20 protein-coding genes and 1 pseudogene are annotated in these 24,380 nt (G+C 61.2%); 3 read left to right on the top strand and 18 right to left on the bottom strand.

Going from position 1 to position 24,380, the window contains the following annotated elements; genetic code table 11:
• Nucleotides 1-59: 59 nt before the first annotated feature.
• Nucleotides 60-881 carry a putative hydro-lyase gene (locus PAN31108_RS10585; RefSeq protein WP_281350056.1) on the bottom strand — a complete coding sequence of 274 codons (822 nt, stop codon included), beginning with the start codon at nucleotides 879-881 and terminating at the stop codon, nucleotides 60-62.
• A 216-nt stretch (nucleotides 882-1,097) separates the two neighbouring features.
• Here PAN31108_RS10585 and PAN31108_RS10590 point away from each other — a divergent pair, with 216 nt between their 5' ends.
• Nucleotides 1,098-2,030, top strand: coding sequence for a LysR family transcriptional regulator (locus tag PAN31108_RS10590; protein ID WP_150668830.1), 933 nt, complete (start codon nucleotides 1,098-1,100; stop codon nucleotides 2,028-2,030).
• A 20-nt stretch (nucleotides 2,031-2,050) separates the two neighbouring features.
• Here the strand turns inward: PAN31108_RS10590 and PAN31108_RS10595 are convergent, their stop codons facing one another.
• The 5 genes and pseudogenes from PAN31108_RS10595 to PAN31108_RS10615 all read right to left on the bottom strand — a co-directional run.
• Nucleotides 2,051-2,398: a cytochrome C oxidase subunit IV family protein gene (locus PAN31108_RS10595; protein ID WP_150668831.1), complete on the bottom strand. Its 348-nt coding sequence runs from the start codon at nucleotides 2,396-2,398 to the stop codon at nucleotides 2,051-2,053.
• An 8-nt stretch (nucleotides 2,399-2,406) separates the two neighbouring features.
• Nucleotides 2,407-3,096, bottom strand: a complete 690-nt coding sequence (locus tag PAN31108_RS10600) for a heme-copper oxidase subunit III family protein (protein WP_150668832.1) — start codon at nucleotides 3,094-3,096, stop codon at nucleotides 2,407-2,409.
• 37 nt (nucleotides 3,097-3,133) lie between these two features.
• Nucleotides 3,134-3,775: a cytochrome c oxidase subunit 3 gene (locus tag PAN31108_RS10605; RefSeq protein WP_150668833.1), complete on the bottom strand. Its 642-nt coding sequence runs from the start codon at nucleotides 3,773-3,775 to the stop codon at nucleotides 3,134-3,136.
• The gene (gene ctaD, locus PAN31108_RS10610) at nucleotides 3,772-5,640 is read right to left on the bottom strand and encodes a cytochrome c oxidase subunit I (RefSeq protein ID WP_246183885.1); all 1,869 of its coding nucleotides are present in this window, start codon (nucleotides 5,638-5,640) and stop codon (nucleotides 3,772-3,774) included. The genes PAN31108_RS10605 and ctaD overlap by 4 nt, the downstream gene beginning before the upstream one ends.
• Nucleotides 5,641-6,204: 564 nt before the next feature.
• A pseudogene (locus tag PAN31108_RS10615) lies at nucleotides 6,205-7,329 on the bottom strand (cytochrome c oxidase subunit II); the annotation flags it as partial.
• Between the two features lie 217 nt (nucleotides 7,330-7,546).
• Here PAN31108_RS10615 and PAN31108_RS10620 point away from each other — a divergent pair.
• Both PAN31108_RS10620 and PAN31108_RS10625 read left to right on the top strand, forming a co-directional pair.
• Nucleotides 7,547-8,365, top strand: a complete 819-nt coding sequence (locus tag PAN31108_RS10620; protein ID WP_246183886.1) for a 2OG-Fe(II) oxygenase — start codon at nucleotides 7,547-7,549, stop codon at nucleotides 8,363-8,365.
• A 6-nt stretch (nucleotides 8,366-8,371) separates the two neighbouring features.
• Entirely contained in the window at nucleotides 8,372-8,953 is a 582-nt protein-coding gene (locus PAN31108_RS10625) for an NUDIX hydrolase (RefSeq protein WP_150668835.1), read from the top strand.
• A gap of 109 nt (nucleotides 8,954-9,062) precedes the next feature.
• Here PAN31108_RS10625 and PAN31108_RS10630 read toward each other — a convergent pair whose 3' ends face one another.
• The 12 genes from PAN31108_RS10630 to PAN31108_RS10685 form a co-directional block, all read right to left on the bottom strand.
• Entirely contained in the window at nucleotides 9,063-10,103 is a 1,041-nt protein-coding gene (locus PAN31108_RS10630) for a glycosyltransferase family 2 protein (protein ID WP_150668836.1), read from the bottom strand.
• Nucleotides 10,100-11,425: a hypothetical protein gene (locus PAN31108_RS10635; protein WP_150668837.1), complete on the bottom strand. Its 1,326-nt coding sequence runs from the start codon at nucleotides 11,423-11,425 to the stop codon at nucleotides 10,100-10,102. Before PAN31108_RS10635 ends, PAN31108_RS10630 begins: the two co-directional genes overlap by 4 nt.
• Nucleotides 11,426-11,479: 54 nt before the next feature.
• Complete coding sequence (locus PAN31108_RS10640; RefSeq protein ID WP_150668838.1) at nucleotides 11,480-12,550, bottom strand: nucleotidyltransferase family protein; 1,071 nt, start codon at nucleotides 12,548-12,550, stop codon at nucleotides 11,480-11,482.
• 243 nt (nucleotides 12,551-12,793) lie between these two features.
• Entirely contained in the window at nucleotides 12,794-14,839 is a 2,046-nt protein-coding gene (locus tag PAN31108_RS10645) for a hypothetical protein (protein ID WP_150668839.1), read from the bottom strand.
• A gap of 91 nt (nucleotides 14,840-14,930) precedes the next feature.
• Nucleotides 14,931-15,932: an N-acetylneuraminate synthase gene (gene neuB / locus PAN31108_RS10650; protein ID WP_281350057.1), complete on the bottom strand. Its 1,002-nt coding sequence runs from the start codon at nucleotides 15,930-15,932 to the stop codon at nucleotides 14,931-14,933.
• 93 nt (nucleotides 15,933-16,025) lie between these two features.
• A complete protein-coding gene (locus PAN31108_RS10655; RefSeq protein ID WP_150668840.1) occupies nucleotides 16,026-17,801 on the bottom strand; it encodes a thiamine pyrophosphate-binding protein in 1,776 nt (591 codons plus the stop codon).
• Between the two features lie 47 nt (nucleotides 17,802-17,848).
• Nucleotides 17,849-18,463 (bottom strand): acetyltransferase, encoded by a 615-nt coding sequence (locus PAN31108_RS10660; protein WP_150668841.1) that lies wholly within the window; start codon nucleotides 18,461-18,463, stop codon nucleotides 17,849-17,851.
• Nucleotides 18,464-18,488: 25 nt separating this feature from the next.
• Entirely contained in the window at nucleotides 18,489-19,661 is a 1,173-nt protein-coding gene (neuC, locus tag PAN31108_RS10665; protein ID WP_150668842.1) for a UDP-N-acetylglucosamine 2-epimerase, read from the bottom strand.
• Nucleotides 19,658-20,803: a DegT/DnrJ/EryC1/StrS family aminotransferase gene (locus PAN31108_RS10670; RefSeq protein WP_150668843.1), complete on the bottom strand. Its 1,146-nt coding sequence runs from the start codon at nucleotides 20,801-20,803 to the stop codon at nucleotides 19,658-19,660. Before PAN31108_RS10670 ends, neuC begins: the two co-directional genes overlap by 4 nt.
• Nucleotides 20,800-21,789: an NAD-dependent epimerase/dehydratase family protein gene (locus PAN31108_RS10675; RefSeq protein ID WP_150668844.1), complete on the bottom strand. Its 990-nt coding sequence runs from the start codon at nucleotides 21,787-21,789 to the stop codon at nucleotides 20,800-20,802. Before PAN31108_RS10675 ends, PAN31108_RS10670 begins: the two co-directional genes overlap by 4 nt.
• Before the next feature lie 99 nt (nucleotides 21,790-21,888).
• Entirely contained in the window at nucleotides 21,889-23,277 is a 1,389-nt protein-coding gene (locus tag PAN31108_RS10680) for a nucleotide sugar dehydrogenase (protein WP_150668845.1), read from the bottom strand.
• A gap of 3 nt (nucleotides 23,278-23,280) precedes the next feature.
• Nucleotides 23,281-24,378: an NAD-dependent epimerase/dehydratase family protein gene (locus tag PAN31108_RS10685; protein WP_150668846.1), complete on the bottom strand. Its 1,098-nt coding sequence runs from the start codon at nucleotides 24,376-24,378 to the stop codon at nucleotides 23,281-23,283.
• Between the last annotated feature and the right edge of the window lie 2 nt (nucleotides 24,379-24,380).

Consider the following 24,380-nt stretch of genomic DNA (forward strand, 5'->3'; position numbering starts at 1 on the left):
GGCGACGTCAGCGGGCGCGGCCGATCATGCGCACGACCCGGGGCACGCCGTGTCCGCCATCAGAAGACGGCCAGCGAGGCGTTCGGGATATCCGTCATCAGCATGTAGCCCGGACGATGTGCAATCGCGAGCGGCAGCTTCGCGCCCATGAGCGCCGTCTGCGGGGTCACGCCGCAGGCCCAGTACACCGGCAGTTCGACTTCGCGAAGGGTTACGGCGTCGCCGAAGTCGGGCTTGGACAGGTCCGCGATGCCCAGCTCGGCCGGGTCGCCGATATGGATCGGTGCGCCATGCACGCCGGGGAAACGCGACGTGATCTGCACGGCGCGAATCGCGTCGGCCCCCTTCATCGGGCGCATCGATACGACCAGCTCGCCACCGAACTTGCCCACGCGCTGATTCGCGATCTTCGTGCGGTACATCGGCACGTTACAGCCTTCTTCGACGTGACGCAGCGGGATGCCTGCCTTGGCCAGCATGTCCTCGAACGAGAACGAGCAGCCGATGGCAAACACCACGAAATCGCTCTGCCAGAACTCGGCGAGATTATCGACCTGCACATCGAGCTTGCCGTCGCGATAGACGTTGTAGCCAGGTACGTCGGTACGAATGTCGACCTCACGGCCCAGCGACGGCACGTGCCACTGGCCCGGCTCGCCCACGCCCAACAACGGGCACGCCTTCGGATTGCTCTGGCAGAAACGCAGGAAGTCATGCGCATGCGCCACCGGCAGGATAGCGAGATTCGCCTGCGCGAAGTCGCCGCAATAGCCGGCGGTCGGTCCACGGAACTGCGCCGAGCGCACGGCCTGACGGAATTCGTAAGGCGTGATGGTCTCGCGTTGCGAAGTGAAATCGTGCGGCGTGGCTCGATGGTTCATGACAGATCCGGCGTTTGGGGGGAGATGCCATGGCGGCATCGGATAGGCAGAAGCATAGAAAGAAAAAAAATTTATCGCTAACGAGTTTTTGTTCGCATCGCCGTATAGAATTTCTTAACGACTTCGGGGGTTTTCCCGAGGTTCGTTGCATTTATTTTCACTGCCCCGTTCACCGTACATTGTGGGTTTTGGGCAGCTTCCCGGCTTGCAGACCCCATGAATACGCGCTTTCTCGAAACCTTCGTCACGCTCGCGGTGCTGCGCAACTTCCGGGCGACGGCCGCCGCATTGCACGCGACCCCGGCCGCCATCTCGCAACGGCTCAAGGTGCTCGAAGAAGAGTTGAAGACGGAACTCGTCGACCGCGAAAGCCGCGAGTTTCGTCTCACGCCGAACGGCGAGTATCTGCTGGGGTATGCGAAGGCGGTGGTGGAAGCGGCGCGGCGCCTGCAAGCCGCAGCCTCCGGCGAGAGCACGCTGCGTGGACGACTGCGGCTCGGCGTGATCGAGACCGTCGTGCATAGCTGGCTGCCGCACTATCTGCGACGCCTAGCGGCCGACTATCCCACGCTCGAAGTCGAATTGACGGTCGACGTCTCCGTGCAGTTACAGCGCCGTCTGATGGCCGACGAACTCGATCTGATCATTCGTGTGGAAGGCAGCGACGACAGCAGCGTGGTGTGCAACGCGCTCGCCAACTATCCGGTGCATTGGATTGCGCGCAAGGGAATGTTCCCGAACCCGCGCAGCGGACTTGCGAAGCAAGTGCTTCAGCACCCGATCCTGACCTATGGACGCGGCACTGCGCCCCATCGTGCGCTCGAAGACATCGTGGCGAAGCTCGCGGGGGTGCACGGTGTGCCGCTGTCGGAAACGCGCGTGACCGGGTCGCCGTCGATCGCCGTGATCGTGCAACTCGTGCGCGACGGTTTCGGCGTAGCGGCGATTCCGCGGCTGTTCGTCGATACGCTGATCGCGAATGGCGAAGTGGTGGAGTTGCCGTTGCAGCCGGCGCCGCCGTCCATCGTCGTGTCGATGTCGCGACGCGCCGATGCACCGCTCTTCGTGCACGGCGCCGCGACCGCCGCACGCACGGCGTGCGCCGAGTACTGCCAGAAGAGCGATCGTCGTCTGGTGGAATTGCTGTGAGGGCGTGAGACGTCGGCGATTCAGCGGAAATGCGCCAGGCGCGTGACGAACGTGAAGTCGGCTTCCGCCGCCATCAACGACATCAACACGAGCAGCGCCAGCGGCGGAATCAGAATCGCGTAGACGAGCGCAAGACGCTCCCATCGCATGTGCATGAACACGGCGACGATCAGCCCGGCCTTGGCGATCATCAGCACGAGAATCAGTCCCCATCGCAACACGCCTTGCAGATTCGCGTAGTCGACGAGATACGAAAACGTCGAGAGCACGAACAACAGCCCCCATACCTTCAGATAGAGACCGACGGCGTGTTGCTGCCCGGCGGGTTCGCCCGCCGCCGCGCCGGCAGATACCGTAGAGGATTTCATCGCTCCTCCTACCAGAGATAGAACAGCGCAAAGATGAACACCCACACGAGATCGACGAAGTGCCAGTACAGGCCGGCGATCTCCACCAGTTCGTAGTTGCCGCGTCGCTCCAGCGTACCGTTGAGCACGTTGCGCATGACGCTCAGCAGATAAATCACACCGGCACTCACATGCAGCCCGTGAAAGCCGGTAATCATGAAGAAGCACGCACCGAACTGCGATGCGCCCATCGCGTTGTCCCATGGACGAATGCCTTCGTGCACGATCAGATTCGTCCACTCGAACGCTTGCATGCCGACGAAAGCGATGCCGAAATATGCCGTCGCCAGCAGGCAGGCAGCGGTCTTGTCGCGGTCGCGTCGATAGCCGTAATTCACCGCCATCGCCATCGTGCCGCTGCTCGTGATCAGCACGAACGTCATGATCGCGATGAGCAACAGCGGCACCGGATGACCATTCACGCTGAGCGCGAAAATCTCTGCGGGATTCGGCCATGGCTCGGTCGTCGACATGCGCACCGTCATGTAGCCGATAAGGAAGCTGCTGAACACGAAGGTGTCCGAGAGCAGGAAGATCCACATCATCGCCTTGCCCCACGGCACGCGGAACGTGGCGCGATCTCCTGCCCAGTCGGTGACCACGCCGCGCCAGCCGTCGGGTGGCTCGGCAGGCGAGGCGACAGACGATGACGTATTCACGATGCGACTCCTCTTTGCGACGTCCTACGCCTGCAGATCAGGACCCGACGCCGGTGCCGCACAGACGCTGCGCGATCTCGGGTGTCAGGTTGACGATGGCCGCGAACAGCACCACCCAAAGCACGAACAGGAAGTGCCAGTACTGCGCCGTGAGCGACAGCCGCTGCGCGCGCGCGACGTGCGTCATGCGGTGCGACGCGAGCAACGCCCACGCCACCACGCCGCCGCACAGGTGCAACGCATGCAGACCGGTGAGCAGAAAGAAAAAGCTGTTGGCCGGGTTGCCGCTCACGCCATAGCTACGACTGGCAAGATCGTGCCAGACCCACAACTGACCGGCCACGAAGGCCAGCGCCAATGCGCCGGCGAGCCCCCAGTCGCGCCGGGAACGACGCAGCTCCCCGCGACGGGCCTGAGAGGCCGAGGACTGCATCACGATGCAAGCGGCGGCCAGTACCCCGGTCGTCACCCAGAGCGCATCGACGGGCGGCAGCGGACGCCAGTCGCCAAGACTCATGCGCATCACATAAGCCACCAGCATCAACCCGAAGAGCATGCCGATCACGCCCATGAGCCACCAGAGCGCGATCTGCGACGCCGAAAGCCGACGCGGCTGCGCCACGGGCGCCCCGCCGGACGGTAGGGGAGGTATCGGTGGCCAGGACGGAACGGGTCTCATGGTGTCGCTCCTTTCGGGGAATCCGGCGGCGGCGTGTTCGGCTTGTGCGGATCCGAAGCGTCGCGATGCAGCGCCGCCGAGTCGCCGTGCACGAGCGTGGCGGGACGCCGCGGGTCCGGCGCGAGGTTCTGCGGCACGAAGTCGTCGATGTCGTCCGGCACGCTGTACTCGTAGGGCCAGCGGTACGCCGTCGGCAGCACCGGCCCCCAGTTGCCGTGTGCCGGCGGCACGTGCGGCGTCTGCCATTCGAGCGACGCCGCACGCCACGGATTGGCCCCGGCGAGCTTGCCGTGCCGCACACTCCACGCGAGGTTGAACAGGAACAGCAATTGCCCCAACGCCACGACGAACGCCGCCACTGAAATATAGGCGTTCATCGTATGCGCCGAGTCGGGGATGAAGCTGTAGTTCTTAAACTCGTAATAGCGACGCGGCATGCCGAGAATGCCGAGGTAGTGCATCGGGAAAAAGATCGCGTAGGTGCCGAGAAACGTAATCCAGAAGTGCCACTGCCCGAGGCGATCGTTCAGACGTCGGCCGGTCACGAGCGGGTACCAGTGGTAAATGCCCCCGAAGATCACCAGCAACGGCGCGACGCCCATCACCATATGGAAATGCGCCACCACGAAGTACGTGTTCGACAGCGGCATGTCGACGCTGACGTTCCCCAGGAACAGCCCCGTCAGACCGCCGATGCAGAACGTGCTGATGAAGCCGATGGCGAAGAGCATCGGCACCGTCAGATGAATGTCGCCACGCCAGAGCGTGAGTACCCAGTTGTAGACCTTGATGGCGGTGGGAATCGCGATGATGAGCGTGGTCGTCGCAAAGAGAAAACCGAAATACGGATTCATGCCGCTGATGAACATGTGGTGCGCCCACACGACGAACGACAGCGCCCCGATGGCGAGAATCGCCCAGACCATCATGCGGTAGCCGAAGATGTTCTTGCGCGCGTGCACGCTGATCAGATCGGAGACGATGCCGAACGCAGGCAACGCCACGATGTAGACCTCGGGGTGGCCGAAAAACCAGAACAGATGCTGGAAGAGGAGCGGACTGCCGCCACGATAGTCGAGCGGTTGTCCCATCGAGACGAGTGCCGGCATGAAGAAGCTCGTATGCAGCGTCTTGTCGAGCAGCATCATCACACCGGAGACGAACAGCGCGGGGAAGGCCAGCAATGCCAGCACCGTCGCCATCACGATGCCCCAGACCGTCAGCGGCATGCGCAGCAGCGTCATGCCCTGCGTGCGCGCTTGCAGCGCCGTGGTGACGTAATTGAGCCCGCCCATCGTCGCCGCCACGATGAAGATCACCAGCGAGACCAGCATCAGCACGATGCCCCACGCCGTACCGGGCGTGCCCGGCAGGATCGCCTGCGGTGGATAAAGTGTCCAGCCCGCCCCGGTCGGCCCGCCCGGCACGAAGAAGCTCGCCATCAACACGACGACCGCCAGCAGGTAGACCCAGAAACTGAGCATGTTCAGGAACGGGAAAACCATGTCGCGCGCACCGACCATCAGTGGAATCAGGTAATTGCCGAACCCGCCGAGAAACAGCGCCGTGAGCAGATAAATCACCATGATCATGCCGTGCATGGTGACGTACTGGTAATAGTGGCTGGCGTCGATGAAGGCGAACTTGCCGGGGAAGCCGAGCTGCATGCGCATCAGATTCGACAGCACCAGACCGACCAGTCCCACGGCGATGGCCGTGCAGGTGTACTGCACCGCGATCACCTTGTGGTCCTGACTCCAGACGTATTTCGTCCAGAAGCTTTGCGGGCCATGCGCACCGTAAGCGCCGGCGTGGCCGGCATTGTCGGCATTGCTGGCGTGGTCGCTGTCGGCATTCCCAGTCATGGCCCACCTCCCAGTGAATTCCTTGCAGTTCCTCGTTATCGCCGGTGCGCTGCCTGCGTCACACCGAGCGGTCTATGGCGCGGGCCGGATCATCGGCACGCCCGGCTGTGCCGGCCCGGACGGCTGCGGACCGGCGCCCTGACGCGGCGGGATCGCGAGCGGCGGCGCGGTCGTCGTGGGATCGTTCAGCAATGGCAGACCGGGGGTGCCGCCGGGCCGGCGCGCCGGTGGCGAGGGCTGGGACGGTTGCATTCCCCGGCTGGACGATGAAGGAGACGACGGCGACAGCGGTGCGTACTGCGCCGGTGCCCGGGGCGTCTGGAGCGTGTTCTGCGCCAGTGTCAGCGCCGTCGCAGCGGTTTGCGTGGACGTTGACGCCTGCGCAGTGGTCGACGCCATGGCCAGAGGAAAGAGAGCGACGGCGGCGGCTCGTTGAAGCGGTTTGAACATATCGATCGATGACAAGGCGACGGGTTGAACAAGGACGGTACGCGCGACGACGGCGTCCGTGCGGGCGGCATCCGGCAGCCAGGCCGCCGGATGCCGTTGCGCCAGGGGCGCGGGTGCATCGGGCTTCGCCGGCGGGCTCGCGCCCAGCGTCCGGATGTAGGCGATCAGCGCTTTCAGTTCGTCGTCGCTCAGTGCCACGATAGGCATGATCGGCGCAAAGCCTTTGGGCACACGCGCTGTCGGATTGCGAATGAAGGTAGCGAGGTAGGCATCATCGACGTGGGCGGTACTGCCGTCCTGAAACGTCTCCGTCTTCCCGTAGAGGCCATGCCACGTCGGCCCCACACCGGGCGAGCCATCCACCGAATGACAGCCGACACACCCCTTGGCCTGCGCGAGCCACTTGCCCTTTGCCGCGAGCGGGTCGGCCGCGGTCGCCCCGGCTTGCCTGGCCTGCAACGCGGCGAAGGTCGGCAGGCTGGCGACCCAGGCGTCGTAGGCGGGTTTGTCGTCGACGACCACGACACCGCGCATGTTCGCGTGCCCGACACCGCAGAGTTGTGCGCAAAGAATGTCGAAGCGCCCCGTGCGCGTGGGCGTGAGCCACATTTGCGTGACCATGCCCGGCACCATGTTCATGCGGGTGCGAAACGGCGGGACGTAGAAATCGTGCAGCACATCTTTGGCGCGCAGCAACAATTTCACCGGCTCGCCCACGAGCAGGTGCAACTCGGGTGCGTCGACGATGCGGTTGTCCTGATTTGCGGGATCTTTAGGATTCAGGCCAAGCGGATTGTCCGCGCTCACATAGCCGGGATCGGAGGTGCCCAGACGCCCGTCCGGGCCCGGCAGCCGGAAGCGCCATTGCCATTGCTGACCGACGACTTCGACGACCCGCGCGTCTTTGGGCGGATCGATGAGCCGCGCGTAGACGAACAGCCCTGGCGCGAGCATGGCGGCGATGCCGACGGTCGTGATGCCGATCAGCCAGGCTTCGAGCCGCCGGTTATGGGGTTCGTACGCCGCCCGATGCCCGTCGCGATGGCGGTAGCGGAAAATCGCCCATGCGACGAAAAGATTGACGACGACGAAGGCCACGCCGGTGATCACCAGCGTAATGGTGAGGGTGTCGTCCATCTGACGCCAGTTCGACGCCAGCGGGGTCAGCCACCACGGACTCCAGACATGAAAGGCGAGCGCGGCGGCAACGACGACGATCAGGAGGATCGGGAGGGCCATGGAGCGCGTTGCACGCGCAGCGCGCACACGCCGATGTGCACGCCCGCACGGCCCTTGCCGGACGAATCGTCTTGCACGATGTCGGTCTCCCTCTTGTTATGTGCTTTAAGGCTAGTCGGACATGACGACGTGTCAAGGCAAACTTGGGTGCGCTGGCGTCGCAACCCTATCCGGCGTAGCATTCGCTCAAATTGCTTGCAAACGAGAGATGAGTGCAATGGAAATGCATCGTAAGGAAATTGGCCAGTTCATCGCCGCACGTCTACAGGAAAATCTCGAGACCGCCCGTACCCAATGGCAACAGAGTGCGCCGGTAAATTATTTCGTCGTCGACAATGTATTGCCCGAAGCGCTGGCGGCGTCGGTGCGCGCGGGTTTTCCCGATGCGTCGACGATGATGCTGCGCAAGAGCCTGCGTGAGCTGAAATACGTGTCGGCGCAGATGAACCGGCACGCGCCGATTCTCGAAGAGGTGATCTTCGCGTTTCAGATGCCGGAAGTCGTCGACCTCGTCACACAGATTACCGGTCTGCGCTCGCTGTATCCGGACGAGCATCTGTATGCCGGCGGGATTTCGATGATGGGCCCGGGCCACTTCCTGAATCCCCATCTGGATAACTCCCATGACAAGGATCGCGCGCGCTATCGCGTGTTGAATCTGCTGTATTACGCGTCGCCGGGCTGGCGCGAGTCGTTTGGCGGGAATCTGGAAGTGTGGCCGAACGGCACGAAGGCCGAACCCGTTACGATCGTCAGCGAATTCAATCGTCTGGCCGTGATGGTGACCAATCAGCATTCCTGGCATTCCGTGTCGCCCAACCTCAGTCAGGAACAGCGCTGCTGCGTGTCGAACTACTATTTCTCCGATCACCCGGTCGGCGACGACGAATATTTCCATCCGACGTCGTTCCGCGGACGCCCCGATCAACCGGTGCGCGACGTCGTGCTGCAAGCGGACGCGGCAGCGCGTCGCATCGTGCGCACGCTGTTCCCGCACGGGGTGACGGATAACAAGCACGTCTACAAGAAGGACTGATTCCCGATGTCCAGACGCGAGCGCATACGGATTCTGTCGGTCGACACGCTGTCCGCGCAGCAGCGCAGGCTGGAGCGGCAAACCTTCGAATATGCGCGCGAAGACGGCGCAACGCAGGTGCTGGACCGTGAGATCTATCACGTCGGCGACGGCGCAGCGGTGCTGCTCTACGATCTCGCGCGACGCACGGTCATTCTCGTCGATCAGTTCCGCTTGCCGGCCTATTTACGCGGCGAAAGCGGTTGGATGCTCGAGGTGCCAGCGGGATTCGTGGACGGTATCTCACCGGAGGTGCGCGCTCGCGAAGAGGCCGCCGAAGAAGCCGGATATCGGGTGGGAGAGGTGCGGCAAGCCTTTAAGGCGCTGATGATTCCCGGGTGCATTCCGCACCTCGTGTACGGCTTCGTTGCACCGTACACGCCCGACGACCGCATCGGCAACGGCGGCGGGCTGATTCAGGAAGGTGAAGACATCACGGTCGTGGAGCTCGACATCGACCGCGCCCTCGACATGGTCGCCAGCGGGGAGATCACCGACGCAAAAACGATCATGCTGCTTCAGCATGTCGCACTTCACGTTTTTCGCTAGATGACGGGGCTGCGCGTGGCGATCCGGGATTGCGCCACGCGCCCGGCCAGGGGCGCGCGCGTGCCGCGCGCCTGATGAATTTGCGGCGCCCGACACACGGAATGAAGGCTCAGGACGCGGCCACGACGCGCCGACGCACCTTGTTCAACACGAAGTGCACACCCCGGCGGAGGTCGCCGTTGGAGATGCGGCCGACCGTTGTCGCCATCATGCCCCAGGCGAGCGCGAGCGGACGCGGCCAGCAAATGATCGGCGCCACCCAGAAGCGGAACAACGCACGCTTGCCGAAGCGCGCCGAGAAACGTCGGTAAGTCTCCCGCAAATCGCCTTGCCGCGCGAGTCGCTGGCGCACCAGATTGAACGGATGGTAGGACTTGAGCATGCGCGTCTCGAACTGTTCGATGGCGCTCGCGCTCAATCCTTCCGGACGATAGGAGTCGAGAATTCGGCCCAAACGCTCCACGAAGACCTCGGAGAAGTCGTAACCGCCGGAATTCGCCCGCTTGCACGCGAGAATGTAGCGCTTGAGATAGGCGTTGTGGCCGACCTTGAGCGCGGCATTGACGACCAGATGCACCTGCACGAGGTTGCTGCCGCAGAATTGGCGGGCGTCGATCTCCTGCTGCACACGGCGGTTGATGATGCACGCCGAAATGAACGTGATGTGCGAGCCCAGCTCGGAGAGAAACGTCCCCATGTCGTCGAACACGTCGACACGGGAGTCGCCGCCCGGATGCTCCGCCACCGGATCGACTTCATAGCCGAAAGGACGCAGACCGACCACACCGTACTCCGCCTTTTGCAGATGGTCGATCAAATACGAGAGCGTGCCGGCGACATAGATATCGTCGTCGCCCATGATCTGGACGTAGTGGCCCTGGGCCTCGTTGAAGCACTGCGCAATGTTCGCGTCGGAGCCGATATCGACCGTATTTCGGATGTATCGGATCGGCAGACCCTGCTTGATGGCGCGCGCGACGACCTCGGGCGTGGCGTCGGTCGAGTGGTTGTCCGACACGATCACTTCGAGCAGGCCGGGCGCAAGCGAACGCGACTCTTCGATGAGACTTCGCAAATTCAGTTCGAGATAGTTCGCCCGAGTAAAAGTCGGAATTGCGATAGTCAGCAGAGGTGAAGCTTCAACGTTCACGAGTCATGTCTCCAGGCCCGATTGCACCGATACCAGATAAAGCAGGCAATGGGTAAATTCACAAGCAGATTAACCGACGCCAGCACCGTCACCAGTCCGGCCGAAGAATAATGGGTGGCGGCCCAGAAAATGATCGGCACGGTGACGATCGCGGACGTCGACAGCGCCGCCATGAACGGCTCGCGCCGGAAGCTGCGCAGATGCGCGGCCAGACCGCCGATCAGTTGGTTGCTGAATACGAAGACGAGCAAGCCGGCCAGTTGCCAGAAGGGCAACACCCGCTGCGCGTACTTCGTATCGGCGAACCACCAATCCGCCGCCAGCACGCCCAGCGCCATCACGACGAAAATCCCGGACGACATGGCGAAATCGCGCCAGAACATGTGATCGAGGGTGTGCCAGTCGCGCATGGCCGCTGCGCGCGCCATCTGCGGAACCCGGCGCGTGATCCAGGATTGTGCGACAAGTCCGAGCGTATTCACAATCGCGAGCGACAACCCCAACTGCCCGGCGATGACGGCGCCCTGAGTGTGGAACAGAATCGGGATGTTGATCTGCGTGAGCAGGTAGCCGCACAGCAGGTTGATGCCGAGCCGCCACTGCAACGGCCACACCTCGTTGCGCCAGGCAAAACCGTGCCCGGCGTTGCTGAGCGCGATTTGCAGCAGCCCGCGCCGGTAGCGCAGCAGCCAGACGAGGGGAATGAGCAGCGTCGCGGCGGGCACCATGACCGTGGCCCAAAGCCCCGCGCCGCTGGCGAGCGTCGCCCAGCAGGACAGCGATCCGCAGACCGCCAGGGTCAGGCGCAGCGCATACACGCGACCGATCTGGCCTGTGCCTTCGAGAATCGACAGGAATGGCGTGACGATGAGGCCGGCCGCCGTGAACGAACAGAGCACGAGCCAGGGCGTGAGCCACTCGATGGCGGGGGAGTGCTTGGTGCCGAAGAACAGGATGCCTCCGGGCACGATCAGCAGCAGAAAGACCAGCGCCGTGACGCCATACCAGCGCAGGGCGCTGTGCGCGAGGGCATGGAAATAGGCGCTCGCTTCGCCTTCGACGCTGCCGTCCGGCTTCCAGGTCAGACCGGTGAACGCATGTGCTGACACCTGCACGAGCACCATGGACAGCCCAAGATCGAACAAGGAGTAGAGCGCGGCAACGCTGATAAAGCTGTAGTACCAGCCCTGAATTTCCGGCGAGAGGAAATGAACGGCAAGAATCGTCGTCAGCAGCCCGGCTCCGGCCTGCCAGAGCCGGAGCGAGAGCACGAGTGCGAGATCTCGCGAAATGAACGACTTGCGCAGAGGTATGCTGTTCACCGGCGCCGTGCTCCTGTTTCGACGTCGGTCATGACAGTCATACGCGGGCTTTGCTCAGAAAATCTTCGATGCGAGATCGTAATCGCTCGGACGGCCGACGTCGAGCCAATGTTCGAAGATCGGGAAGCACGACACCGGCTGCGACGCCTTGATCAGGTTGGCCGCGACATCGGTCATGTTGTAGTGCCCCGTTTTCGGGAGCGTGTCGAATACGCGTTTCGAGAGGAAATAAATGCCGCTGTTCACGAGGAAACTGAAACTCGGCTTTTCTTCGATATGCGTGACGAGCGAATCGGTTGCGCTGATGACACCGAACGGCACTTGATAACTGTATTGCGTTGCCGCAATCGTCATGGCCGAATTGCTGCGCAGGTGGAAAGCGAGAAACATGCCGATATCGAGATTCGTCAGAATATCGCCATTGAACACGAGCGTGTTTTCGTCCTGAAACGGCACGAGCGAAAGCGCACCGCCGGTGCCAAGCGGCACCGTTTCGTGAACATATTGAATATCCACACCGAACTTCTCGCCATTACCGAAGTGTTCGGTAATCTTTTCCGGCAAATAGTGGGTGGAAATAAAAATCCGATTTGCGCCGTGGCTCACCAGTTTCTCGATGCTGATTTCGAGCATCGGCCGACCGTTGACCTGCAACATCGGCTTTGGCGTGTCCTCGGTAAACGGACGCAAACGCTTGCCGAATCCGCCCGCCATCACCACCGCCGTGAAATTCCGGTTGATGTAGTGGGGAGCGTGGTTGACGGCCTGATGATCAATGACGGAGACGGGGTGTCCGTCATTGTCCGTCAGCACCAGTTGCCGCAGCGAATGTGTTCTAAAGAGACGTTCGCGCTCTTCACGCGATGAATGAACGCTGGCGGTAATCGGAACCGGCCTTGCGCTGCTACTCTTGATTCTGTGTATCTCAATGGCCAGATCCTCGAGTTTGTTGCCCTCGAGGAAGGCGCGGCGTACATCGCCGTCCGTGATGATATTGACGAATTTCCCTTGGTCGAACAGCAGTGCGCAGGCAACCGGTCCGCTTGCCTGGATTCGGGCGATGACGTCGGATATCTTGGAGTCGAACGATACACTAAGGCTATCGATGTTGTCGAAGTTCATCATGATCACTACTGCAATAAAAGCTGAGGAATGAATACGCAGTGGGGCGAAAGCCGCGAATCAGGCGGCTCGCCCACCAGTCGTATCGGGACAACGACACGACTTATGCTGCATGCAGCGGTGGAGGGGCATGAAACAGGCCCGAGGCACTCGACTTCACGCGAACGTGACGCCTGAGGCGCCGCCAGAAATAGCGATCCCCGAGTTAATCCAAGGATAGCATGTCACCCCGTCCATCCAGCCCGCTCACCATAATTGGGCGCCTGTCGTCCAAACGCCGTAAGCTCGCCGCCCCTGATCGATGAGCGCCGGGTGGGCCTGTTTGGCGTAAGCGTAATCCGGCGGATTGGCGTAGATCAGCTTGTAATCTTCGCCATCGGATATGTAGAGATATTCAGGCGCTCCGGCAGAAGCCGGCTGCATCGTAATGGGCCGCGCCATGTATTCAGGAAACAGTCCTGGAATATCTCCATGCACCGCCGCCGGTATGATTTTGTCGCCCATGAGCTGCTGATATGGCGTTCCGTTGGCTGCCGGAGGGACTTGCGCCGGAAATGCGCCGTGCTCCGACTTGTACCGCGCAAGCTGCTTTGCGATGTCGTACATCTCACGAATGCGGTCTTTCGCCTGAATTCGCTCGTATGACAGCGAAATCATCGTGAATCGCTCGGCGCCGCGTCGCCAGTTCTCACCTCGCAAATACATCATGACCACGTCCAGCACATCTACCGTCTTGGTTCTTCGGGGACTATTGTTCACCGTGATGATGGCGTGCGGCTTTCTGAAGTCGTAGTCGGCGATATTGAAGCGCTGGCGCAGGTAGGTGTTCCAAAGCAATGGCACGCCCGGCCCCCAATCGGCATACTCGGCGGCCGAAACACCGAATCGGTCCCGCGTGCCGTACACCGTGATCAGATAGCCGGTGTACTCGTAATTCCAGATCATCCGGTTACCGATTCGCGTCCCAGCCGACTGATCGTAGAACACAAAGGTACGCGTGTCCTTGAGCTCCGACTCGTGCGCCTTGACGAATTCCATGATCGCGGTCTGACGGAAAAAATCGCGCCATAGCAGGGATCCCACATTGACCGCTGCGCCGAGCGACGACCCAACGACATAAGCGACGAGCAGATTGCGGCCGAAAAGGCGCCACACACGCCATTTGCCGAATGCCAGATCGATCAGGTTGATGAACGAGAGGATCAGCAGGACGACAGCGGCGACGCCCGGCAGGATATGCCGGCTTTCGTAAAAACTCTTCAGGTCCGGCGTTTTGCCGACCACGATGTAAGGATAAGTGGCCGCAGCAAAAAACAGCATGCCCAGCCCGAATTGACAGGCCACGAACTTCAGCGAGCGGCGCTCCTGTGAACGCGGCAACAACTGAAGCAAAACAAACGCGATGACCGTCCCGCCGATAATCAACGGCGCAGGCGTATGCGAAGCGAAATAGTCGCGCACTACCGGTACGACGAGCGTGAACGATTTGACGATCGCACCGAACAAGTGACCGCGAGCGATCTCGTTGTAGCTGTCGTACAACGGCGACTGCACCCGGGTGATTCGCACCACCATGAAAATGAATGGCAGGGCAATCAGCAACGCGTGTCGCAGCACAAATGCCAGGAAATGCGGCCAATAGCGATTGGCAAAGCCGATCAGCCGGCGTTTGGCCCACGTCAACGTCCAAGCGTCATCGGCAATGATCGGCTCGGGAACGGCCACTCGCCACCCCCGTCGATCTTCATAAAGCAGGAACGCGAACAACAGCGCGTAAAGGAGCAGTAGCGAATTGAGATAAAACGAGAAGAAGAAAAACGGAACGCTGAAGAGAATTGCCCGACGACGATCGTTATTCGCGACAAACACCGCAGCGCCGATCCAGAATGACGCAATGTAGACGTTATAGAACGCGACGCTCGTCAAAAACCGGATCAACGCCACGTGGGCTGCGCAATAGAGCAGGAACAGCTCGAACGCCTCGGTGCCGCTCAGGCGTTTGCGACGATACAGCACATACGCAAAAGCGGCGCCCGATATTACCCACGCGACCAGAGCGATTCCTCGCATCGCCAGCGAGGGCGATGGTAATGCATTGATAAAGCTCGTTACGTAACCGCCCCACCAGATACCAAGCTCTTTGCCGATTCGAATCGTCTCGGTCGAGTTCTTAAAGATCCAAACCCAGTCGTCCCAGAAATATCCGGGATTGCATAAGATAAGGGCCGTCCCGCCGAGTATCGCGAACAACGCGATAGGGAGGCGTCTGATCCATAGATTCGCCTGATTCATTCGACTACTTCCTCGATTACTTCGCGCCTACATAAGTGAGCCACGCCACGCCTGCTGGGAACAGGCGTGGCGTGGCTCGTGCATCTTCCAATTAAATTGTTTCGTCCTGGGCGTAGTCGCGCGCAGCCGGTTGACCGATCAACGAATCCCAGCGGGCCGGTGAAATGCCGTTGCCCGGCCGCCGAATAGACAGGTTTTGTTCGGAAAAAACCTCGCCTTTCGCAATCGGGCGTGCCGCAACGATGCTCTTTCGTGCGATCTGCCGATTCGGCAATTCAGAAGCCGTCGGGCGTTTTCGGCCATCGCCAAGCGCCACGCCAACGCGCCGGATCGCGCGCACCATGGCCGTTAATTCGTCTGGTTCGAGACTGGCCTTGTGATCCGGCCCTTCCATGGAGCGATCGAGCGTGAAGTGCTTCTCGATGACCTGAGCGCCTAATGCAACTGCGGCGATCGGAATTTCGATGCCCTCGGAATGGTCCGAATAGCCGAATGTCGCCCCCGGAAAGGCCGCAGCAATCGTCTGCATGGCGCGAAGGTTGATCTCTTCAGCAGGCGCGGGATACTCCGTCGTGCAATGCAGCAGCGTGAGCTTGTCGATCGGCACACCAGCCTTCTCGCATGCCTCCACCGCTTCCTCGATCTCCCCAAGCGTCGCCATTCCCGACGACAGAATGATCGGCAATCCCATCGTCGCCAGTTCGCGCAAAAACGGGATGTTCGTCAAATCCCCCGACGACACTTTGAATGCCGTCACGCCGAGAGTTGCAAGAAATCGCGCGGACTCGATATCGAATGGCGTCGATAAAAAGCCGATGCGCTTCGATTTCGCATAAGCGGCCAGATCGCGGAAAGCGTCCTCATCGAGTTCGAGCTTCTTGAGCATCTCGAACTGGCTTTCGGAATGGCCTGTGGTTCGCTTTTGATAATCGGCTTTCTGCGCCGTGCGAGTCACGAGGGCTTCCGTGCGAAACGTCTGGAACTTGACGAAGTCAGCATCGGCCTGCGCCGCTACGTCGACGAGTCGACGAGTCGACGAGCCAGATCCAGTGAACCGTTGTGATTCACACCGGCTTCGGCGATCACTATGCAACGCTCGCTCATGTCAAGCATCCTTCTGATTTTTTAGGGCGTTCGGTAATGAGGGCAACGCCATAGGTTATACCGACGGCGTTGCGCATTCGTGTCAAAGGGCTTGCGCGAGACGGCGATTTTCTTCGATCTCTTCGGCCGGCAGGAACGGGAACATATCGTCGAGCGGTTTCGATTCGATCTTGCCTTCGGCATTCTTGAACGACGTGGCCTTCGGCGAAATCCACTGCTCCGGCGAAACCATTACTTCACATAGCACCGGGGCGTCGGTGTTCACCACCTCAGCAAGCGAGTCGCGCAATGTCGAATGCTGACTGACCTTCACGTAGCCCAATCCAAACGCCTTGGCCAGCGCCTCGAAATCGGGATTGTAGACGTTGGAGCTGGGCCCGCTACCCACAAAGCGACCTTCGAAGAAGTTGTTCTGCGTGGCCTTGATCGAACCGTAGCCATCGTTGTTGAACACGAAGACTTTGACCGGAAGCTTGTTGGCGCCAATGGTCAGCAGTTCCTGCGCGTTGAGCATGAGGCTGCCGTCTCCGGTGATGCACAGTGTGCGTTTGCCAGTGGCGTAATGCGCCCCCACGGCCGTCGGCAAATCCCAACCCATGGAGCCCCAGTTACCGTTCAGTGCGGCGCGCTGGTGCTTCTTGATCTTGTAGGCCTGATAGAAGCTCACACAATCGAGGCCGTTGCCGGTCACGACCACATCGCCTTCGGCCGCGACATCCGAAAGCGTGTCCATGAACACGTAGGAGTTGATGAACTCGCCATCGACACGCGGGTCGTCGGTGACCATGGGATAACGAGTCTTCCAGGTCGTGCACAAATCGAGCCACGGACGATGCGCTCCTTCGTACTCGCGCAGCGCACCCAGCAAGCCCGGCACGAAATCGCGCAAATCGGCCAGAATCGGCAAATCCGCCTTCAACGGGTGCCCTTCAAGCTGACCCGCGTCGACATCCACGAAAATCTTCTTTGCACCAACAGCGAATTTCTTGGTTTCGAACCCTGTTTTCGCGACACAGAAACCCACGCCAAGACCGAGAATCAGATCCGAATTTTGCAGGATGATGTTCGCGTGACGTTGGCCGGCGGTGCCGAACACCCCGAAGGAATATTCGTTGTCCCACTCGAGCAGATCTTTGCCGGTATAAGGGATCAACGTAGGAATTTCGAGCTTGTTGACGAGGTCGAGCACCGCTTCATGCATGCCGGACAGTCGCACGCCATTGCCCAGAACCAGTACCGGCCGCTTCGCGCTCTTCAGCGACGCCAGAATTTCCGGCAGATGCAACGCGGCCTGATCCGGCGTCTCCGATTCGCCCGTCCAATGCGGGAGCGAGTCCCAATCGACTTCAGCCGACTGCATATCAAGCGGCAACTCGAGCCACACCGGCCCCGGACGCCCCGACTTGGCGATGTGATAGGCCTTTTCCAGTTCGCTCAGGATCGTGTTCGGGTCGCGCAGCGACACGGCATATTTGGTGACCGGCTTGACCATCTCGAGGACGTTGCCCTCCTGCGGGCCAACCTGACGCACCTTCGTGTAATCCGCAACCAGGTTGGAGCGCACCTGGCCCGAGACGATCAGCATGGGCACGGAGTCGTACCAGGCGCCGACCACGCCGGCCAGTGCATTCACCGCGCCGGGACCGAACGTCGCGAAGCAAACCCCGAAACCGTTCATCCGCGCGTAACCGTCCGCGGCAATTGCACACGCCTGCTCGTGATAGTTGCACACGTAGCCCAGTTTTTCGCTTTTACCCAGCGCGTCGAGAAGGTACATGATGCCGCCGCCGGACAGCATGAAAACTTTACCGATACCGCGCTCTTCGAGAAAACGGATAACAACGTCAGATACGTTCATAACCAGCTCTTAAGGGTGTTGGGGGGTGACAATACTTGCCGAAAAAATTAGCGCGAAAAATAGTCGCCATCCGCGACATCGGTGTCGACCACCACGCCGGCCGCGATCAGCGCGTTATTACCGACCTTGACGCCGGGCAACAACGTGGCGCCCGCGCCAACGAACGAACCTTCGCCCACCGCAGCACCGCCGCACAGCGCGACCATTGGGGCAATGAAACAGTGCGCGCCGACAACGCAATCGTGGTCGATACTCGCTGCCGTGTTGATGACCGTGCCCGTACCGATTTTGGCGTGCGGCTGAAGGATCGCACCCGCCATGATCTGGCATCCCTGCGCGAGTTCGACTTCCGCGCCGACGATTGCCGACGGATGCAGCACAGACACGAAGGCGAAGCCCTTGGCCGACCACAGGTCGAACAACTTGCGGTTCACGCGGCTTTTGACCGTGGCGCCCACACCGTTGGCAAGCCGGGCCTCATTCGGGTCCAGCTTATCCATCCATTCGTCCCCGCCAATCACGGGCACACCTAGCACGCGTGTTCCAACTTCCAGCCGGGGATCGATCAAACCGTCAATCGTTGCGCCGCCTGCGCGAAGCGAATCGATCACGACCTTTGCGTGACCACCACCGCCCAGCACATAGAGTTTCGAGTTCGTCATACTGCGTTCATCGCCATCGCGGCAATCAAAGGTGAAAATCGAAAAATTTCTTCATCAGGATGTTCGACAGATCGCAGGTTTTGAGCACCTGCTTGATCTGCGGGGCCGCCTGTCCCTGACCGTAAAGCGACACGTTCGCCGGCAGTGCCGTACGGAACTGCGCAGACAGCGCACGATTGATGGCCGCCACGATCGATTCGGCATCGTCCGCGCAGTCGATGACCGAGGCCGCCTTGAGACGTCCGCGTTGCCGATCGCCAATATTCACCGTCGGCACACGCAGGGCCGGTGCCTCGATCAATCCGCTCGACGAATTCCCGATGACCACATCAGTGATTTGGAGCAGCCCCAGATAACGTTGCTGCCCGAGCGAGTCGAAGAATCGGGCACGCTGAGGATTCGCAGCCGTGAACGCCCGGATAACGCGCGCGATCGCCGAATTGCCGGGGTCGGCGTTGACGCCGGTGAATACAATATTAGCGTTCGGGAAGCGTTCGAGCGCGGCAATCAAGGCGTTTGCCGCAATCGCGGGGTCCTGTGCGTTGAGCGTGACCGGGTGATAGGTCACCGCAAAAACCGGCGCATCGAGCGGGAGGCCGGTGTGCTGCATCAGTGCCGCACGGTCGGGCAACGTCGTACGCGTCAGATGATCAAGTCCCGGCGCACCGAAGTTGAACACGGCGGCGGGGTTCTCGCCGAGTTGCAGGACGCGGCGACGATAGTCGTCGGCGGCCACGAAGTGGAGGTGCGAGAGCTTCGTCACCGCATGGCGGATCGATTCGTCCATCGCACCTTCGCTGGTCTCGCCGCCATGAATGTGCGCCACCGGAATTTTCATCAGTAACGCCACCTGCGCCGCTGCGAGCTCCTCGTAGCGATCGCCCAGCAGCACGATCAGGTCCGGCGCCAGACGCTCATAAGCATCGGCCAGCCCGATGACGGCAAGCCCCGTCGATTTGGACGTGGCAACCCCAGAGTCGCCGGACAGCTGCATGTCGACCCGTGCGTCGATCGGAAAACCATCGCGCTCGATCACGTCCACCGTCCGACCCCATGCATTGCAAAGATGGGCCCCCGTGACGATCACCTGCAACTCCAGGTCGGGGTCCGCCTGAACCTCGCGCATCACCCAATACAGATGGCCATAGTCCGCACGCGTGCCCGTGACGAAACAGATCCGACGGCGCGTATGACTCATGAGCCGGCAATCTCTCGACGAACGGCAGCAACGACTTCGGACAATTGTGCCTCGGTGATCGATGTCGAGCACGGCAATGTCACGATCCGTTCCCAGATGCTTTCGCTCACGCGAAAATCGCCACGTGGCGCATCCGCAAATGGCGCCTGATAGTGCAACGGCTTCCAGAACGGACGCGCGTCGATACCCGCCTCACGCAGCGCCGCACGAAGCGACACGGAGTCGCCCGACTTCAGAATGAAACCCGAGAACCAGCAAGCGCTCTGAGCGAACTCCGGCGCCGGGAACGGCAGCGCTTGCGGCAGATCCTTGAACGCCTCATCGTAAAAACGTGCGATCGCACGCTTTTTCGCCACGAAAGTGTCCAGCAACTCCATCTGCGCGCAGCCGACGGCCGCCTGCAAATTGGTCATCCGGTAATTGAACCCGACACGATCGTGATCGTAGTCGGCACCGACTCGCGCCGTCGTTGTAAGGTGACGAACCAGATCGACGAGCTTCTTGTCGTTGCCCGAAATCGCACCGCCACCGCCGGCCGTAACGGTCTTATTGCCGTTAAACGAGAACATGGTCAGATCGGCGCCCATGTCGCCAAGCTCACGCCCCTTGTACTTCGCCCCCAGACCGGCCGCCGCATCGGCGACCACGGGCACGCCGTGCTGACGCGCGGTGGCAACAATCGGGTCCATATCGGCGGGCATGCCGAGCGTATAGACGGGCACGATGGCGGCCACGCGCTTGCCCGTGGCGATATGCACCGGCAAACCGTCGGCACCCGGCTTCGTCTCCCGTTCGAGTGCATTTTTCAGCGCTACCGGATCGAGTGTCCACGAATGGGCATCGATGTCGAGCAACCAGGGCTGCGCATGCGCATGCGCGACGGCATTCGCCGTTGCGATGAAGCTCAGTCCCGGCACCACCACGAGATCGCCGGGCTTGACGCCGACAGCCACGAGCGCCGCATGCAGGCCCGTGGTGCCGGCCGACGTAGCGACCGTGTAAGCGTAGCCGGACGCCTCGGTGATCTGTTGCTCGAAGCGGGTGACAAAGGGGCCGACCGTCGAGACGAACGTGCTATCGATGCACTCGTTCAGATATTCGCGCTCTTTGCCCGCGAGATTGGGGATGGCTAACGGAATCATTGTGCAGTCTTCCCTTGACCTTCGAATACCGTATCGCGATACCAACGGTACGTCAGTGCGATACCTTCGTCCAGAGAGACGACACCCTGAACACCAGTGAGCTTGTCGAGCAAACGCGTACTCGGGCAACGACGTGCCGGCGAACCAGGCGTCGCGGCCTGCGGCACCAACGTCAATTTGCGGCCGACTGCCGAGACCACGGCGCTTGCGACCTCGCCGATGCTGACTTCGGGGGACTCGTTACCGATATTGACCGTCTGGCCGAGCGCGCTATCCGATTCGGTGAGTGCCCGAATCATCCGCACGGCATCGCTGACGTAGCAGAACGTGCGCTTGTGGTCGACACTGAAGACGTCGAGCGAATCACCGTCCTTGGACTTCCAGGCCTTGAAGAGCAGTTCGGGAATAACGTGCGACATGCCCATGCGCGGACCGTACACGTTGTGCAGACGCACGTTGGTCACCGGCAGACCGCTCATGTTGCACATGGCCTCGCCGTACAGCTTGGAGAGCATGTAGCTAGTACGAGGCTGCTCCAGTGCCGTCAGCGCGATCGGCGTCGTTTCCGGCGTCGGGATCGGCATATCCATGTGAATCAGCGTGCCGGCGTACACCTCGGAAGTCGAGCTGAACAGCAAGCGCTTGAGTGCCTTCTGACGTCGCGCGAGGTTGATCACGTTTTCGGTCATGCGCACGTTGGCGGTCAGCACTTCGTAAGGACGTTGCAGCACGTGCACGACACCGATGATCGCCGCGAGGTGGTAGATGTGCGTGTAGTCGTCGTCCAAAGACTGCAACGTGGATTCATCGAGCAAATCCGCGTTGATGATCTTCACGCCATACTTGGTGACAGCGTTCTCGATGAACGGATCCTGAACACCACGCTTGAAATTGTCGAGAAGATGAACCGTGTGACCTTCCTCGCCCAAACTGTTGGCAAGGTGTCCACCCACGAAACCAACCCCGCCCGTAATCAAAACCTTCACGTTTCACTCCTGTTTGTTTGTGTGTCGGCGCGTTCGTCGCGCCGTCGGTGTACTCGCCGTTGCCGGGATCATCAGGCCCCGCCCGCGCCCCGACAGACCTCAGGCGGGCGAACCTCGTCCGATCGATTCGACGCGGCAGCCCAGCGCCGCGAACTGTGCTCGCTGTTCGTGCGAAAGACAATCGTTGGCGTCGAGGATGTAAGGTTTACGCCCACCGAGCCACTCGGCCGGCTGCAATCCTCGGAATTCCTTGTGCGGTACAGCGAACACGACGGCGTCGACATCCGGGCAAGCGTCCAGATGCGTCGAGACGTCGAGTTTGAGTTCGTCCCAATGCGCGAGCAAAGGATCGTGGCACGCGACTTCCGCGCCTTCAATGACGGCGCCTTCGTAGAACGGTTGCGACGGCGAATAACGGGTATCTGCGACGTCCTGACGATAGGAGATACCTGCGAGGAGCAATCGCTTGTCCGCAAGTCCACCGAGCGCACCGCGGACCTTGTCCAGAGAGTAGAGCGGCATGTCCTGATTGATCTTCACCGCACTGCGCGACAGCGGAAATTCCATGCCGGAAAGACTGAAAATGTCCTTCGCCGCGAGATCGGCAAACAACGGATCTTTCGTCAGGCAATACCCGCCGACACCGAAACCCGGTTGCTTCATGTTGTTATGCGTCGGACGCTTGCGGATCGCATTGATCACTTCGAACATGTCGATACCGACCTTCTCCGCGAAACGGCCCCATTCGTCCATGAACGCGATGTTGACAGCGCGGTAGCTGTTCTCCAGCACCTTCGACGTCTCCGATGCGGTGGTATGAGACAGGCGCGTCAACGGGAATGCCTCGACATTGACGACATGCGAGAGGAATTTTTCGCACGCGTCGCCGGCTTCAGGCGTATCTCCGGCGAACACGCGCCAGAAATCGGTGATGGACGCAAGATAGTTATCGCCCGGCATCACACGCTCATACGCATGCGCGAGGAGGAAGGCCCCAGCCTTGAATCCGCGCGCCTCGGCGCAACGATCAAGCACCGGGCGGATCACCTTCGAGCAGGTGCCCGGCGGCACGGTCGTTTCGACGACCACCAGCGTACCCGGCTGGATATGCTCACCCAGCGTCTCGATCGCGCGAATGAAAGGCCCGAACTCCAGGTGGCCTTCGCCGGTGAGATCGCCAATATCGAAGTGCACGTCCACCACAACGATCGACGCCGACGCCAACACATTCACATCGGTGCTCGCCTTCAGATTTCCTGCCTCGTGCGCGCGACGGGTCTGGTCGATGAGATTCTGGTCGGTCGTACCGAACGGAAACTCTCCGTTGTTGATCTTGCCAACGCGGTGCTTACCCGTTTCGGTGGCAAGGTCGAGCCCGACGACGTCGAATACCGGCTCACCGCCGTGACGCGTCCCGGCGCGGGCGCAGGCAACTGCCATGGCCGCACCGACAAAACCAAGGCCCTGAATGCAAACAAGCTGTTTCATGTCTTACTCGGATATCAAATCGGGTTCGTGAGGCGGGGTCCGCGCGCGATGCCACTCCATCGTGCGCCGGATGGCTTCTTCCAGCGGAATCGAGACCTGCAAATCCAGTTCCGTCGCCGCGCGCTGCAACGACGGCAGATACGCCGACGGCTTGGCGCCGGGCACCGGCGTGCCCTTGATGACGACCGTGCCCGGGCGTCCTGCGACATTCGCCACCTTGTGCGCGAGCTCACCGATCGAGACGATCTCGTCGCCGCCCACGTTGTACGGCACGCCCGAGCGCCCGCGCGTGAGGATGCGAATCAGCCACGTGACGAGATCGCCGGCATACAGATACGAGCGCAACGGCGTGCCGTCGCCCCCCACGACGATGTCGCGTTGCGCCAGCGCATCGCGCATGAAGTTGCCGATCGCGTAATTGCTGTCGAGCGAGAGATACGGCCCCACGAACGCAAAGCAACGGGCGATCAACGCGCGGTAGCCGTGCTGCTGCGCGGCCACCGACGTCAGAATTTCCATCATTCGCTTGGACTGACCGTAGACGATACGCTCGGAAGCATAATCCGCCACGCCCGCCGGGCCCTCCACGCACAGATTGTCGACAACCGAGTCCATCGGCGAATAAACCGCGCCCGACGTGGTGATGAGCACCGCTTCCGAGCGATGCGCCGCAGCCATATCGAGCAGACGCCGCGTGCCGTCGATGGCGGCATCGAGATGCCGCTGCGCCCAGTCGGCCGACTGCTCGAGATTGGTCTCCGACGCGGCATGCAGAATGTGCGTGCAGGGTTGGGCGGGAAACGCGAAATCGGTCAGGCGACCGGCAACGAAGTGCAACCCGGTGCGGCCACGCAGATGCGGTGCGCGCTGCTCGAGGAAGGTTTCCGGCGAACGGCTCAGCACCGTAATGCGCAAATTCAGCGCGTGCTTCTCGTTAGCCCACAGCAGGCTTTCGAGCAGCCAGATACCGAAAAAACCGGTGCCGCCCGTAATGAACAGGTGCGCCCCGCGCAACTGCGCCAGATCACCTTCGAGTTGGGCGGCGATATGTTCCAGGTCCTGCTGAAACAGCGTGTGGCCGCTCGGAATCGTGTGCGCCATAA

This window comes from Pandoraea anhela, assembly GCF_902459655.1.
GTDB classification, from domain to species: Bacteria; Pseudomonadota; Gammaproteobacteria; order Burkholderiales; family Burkholderiaceae; genus Pandoraea; species Pandoraea anhela.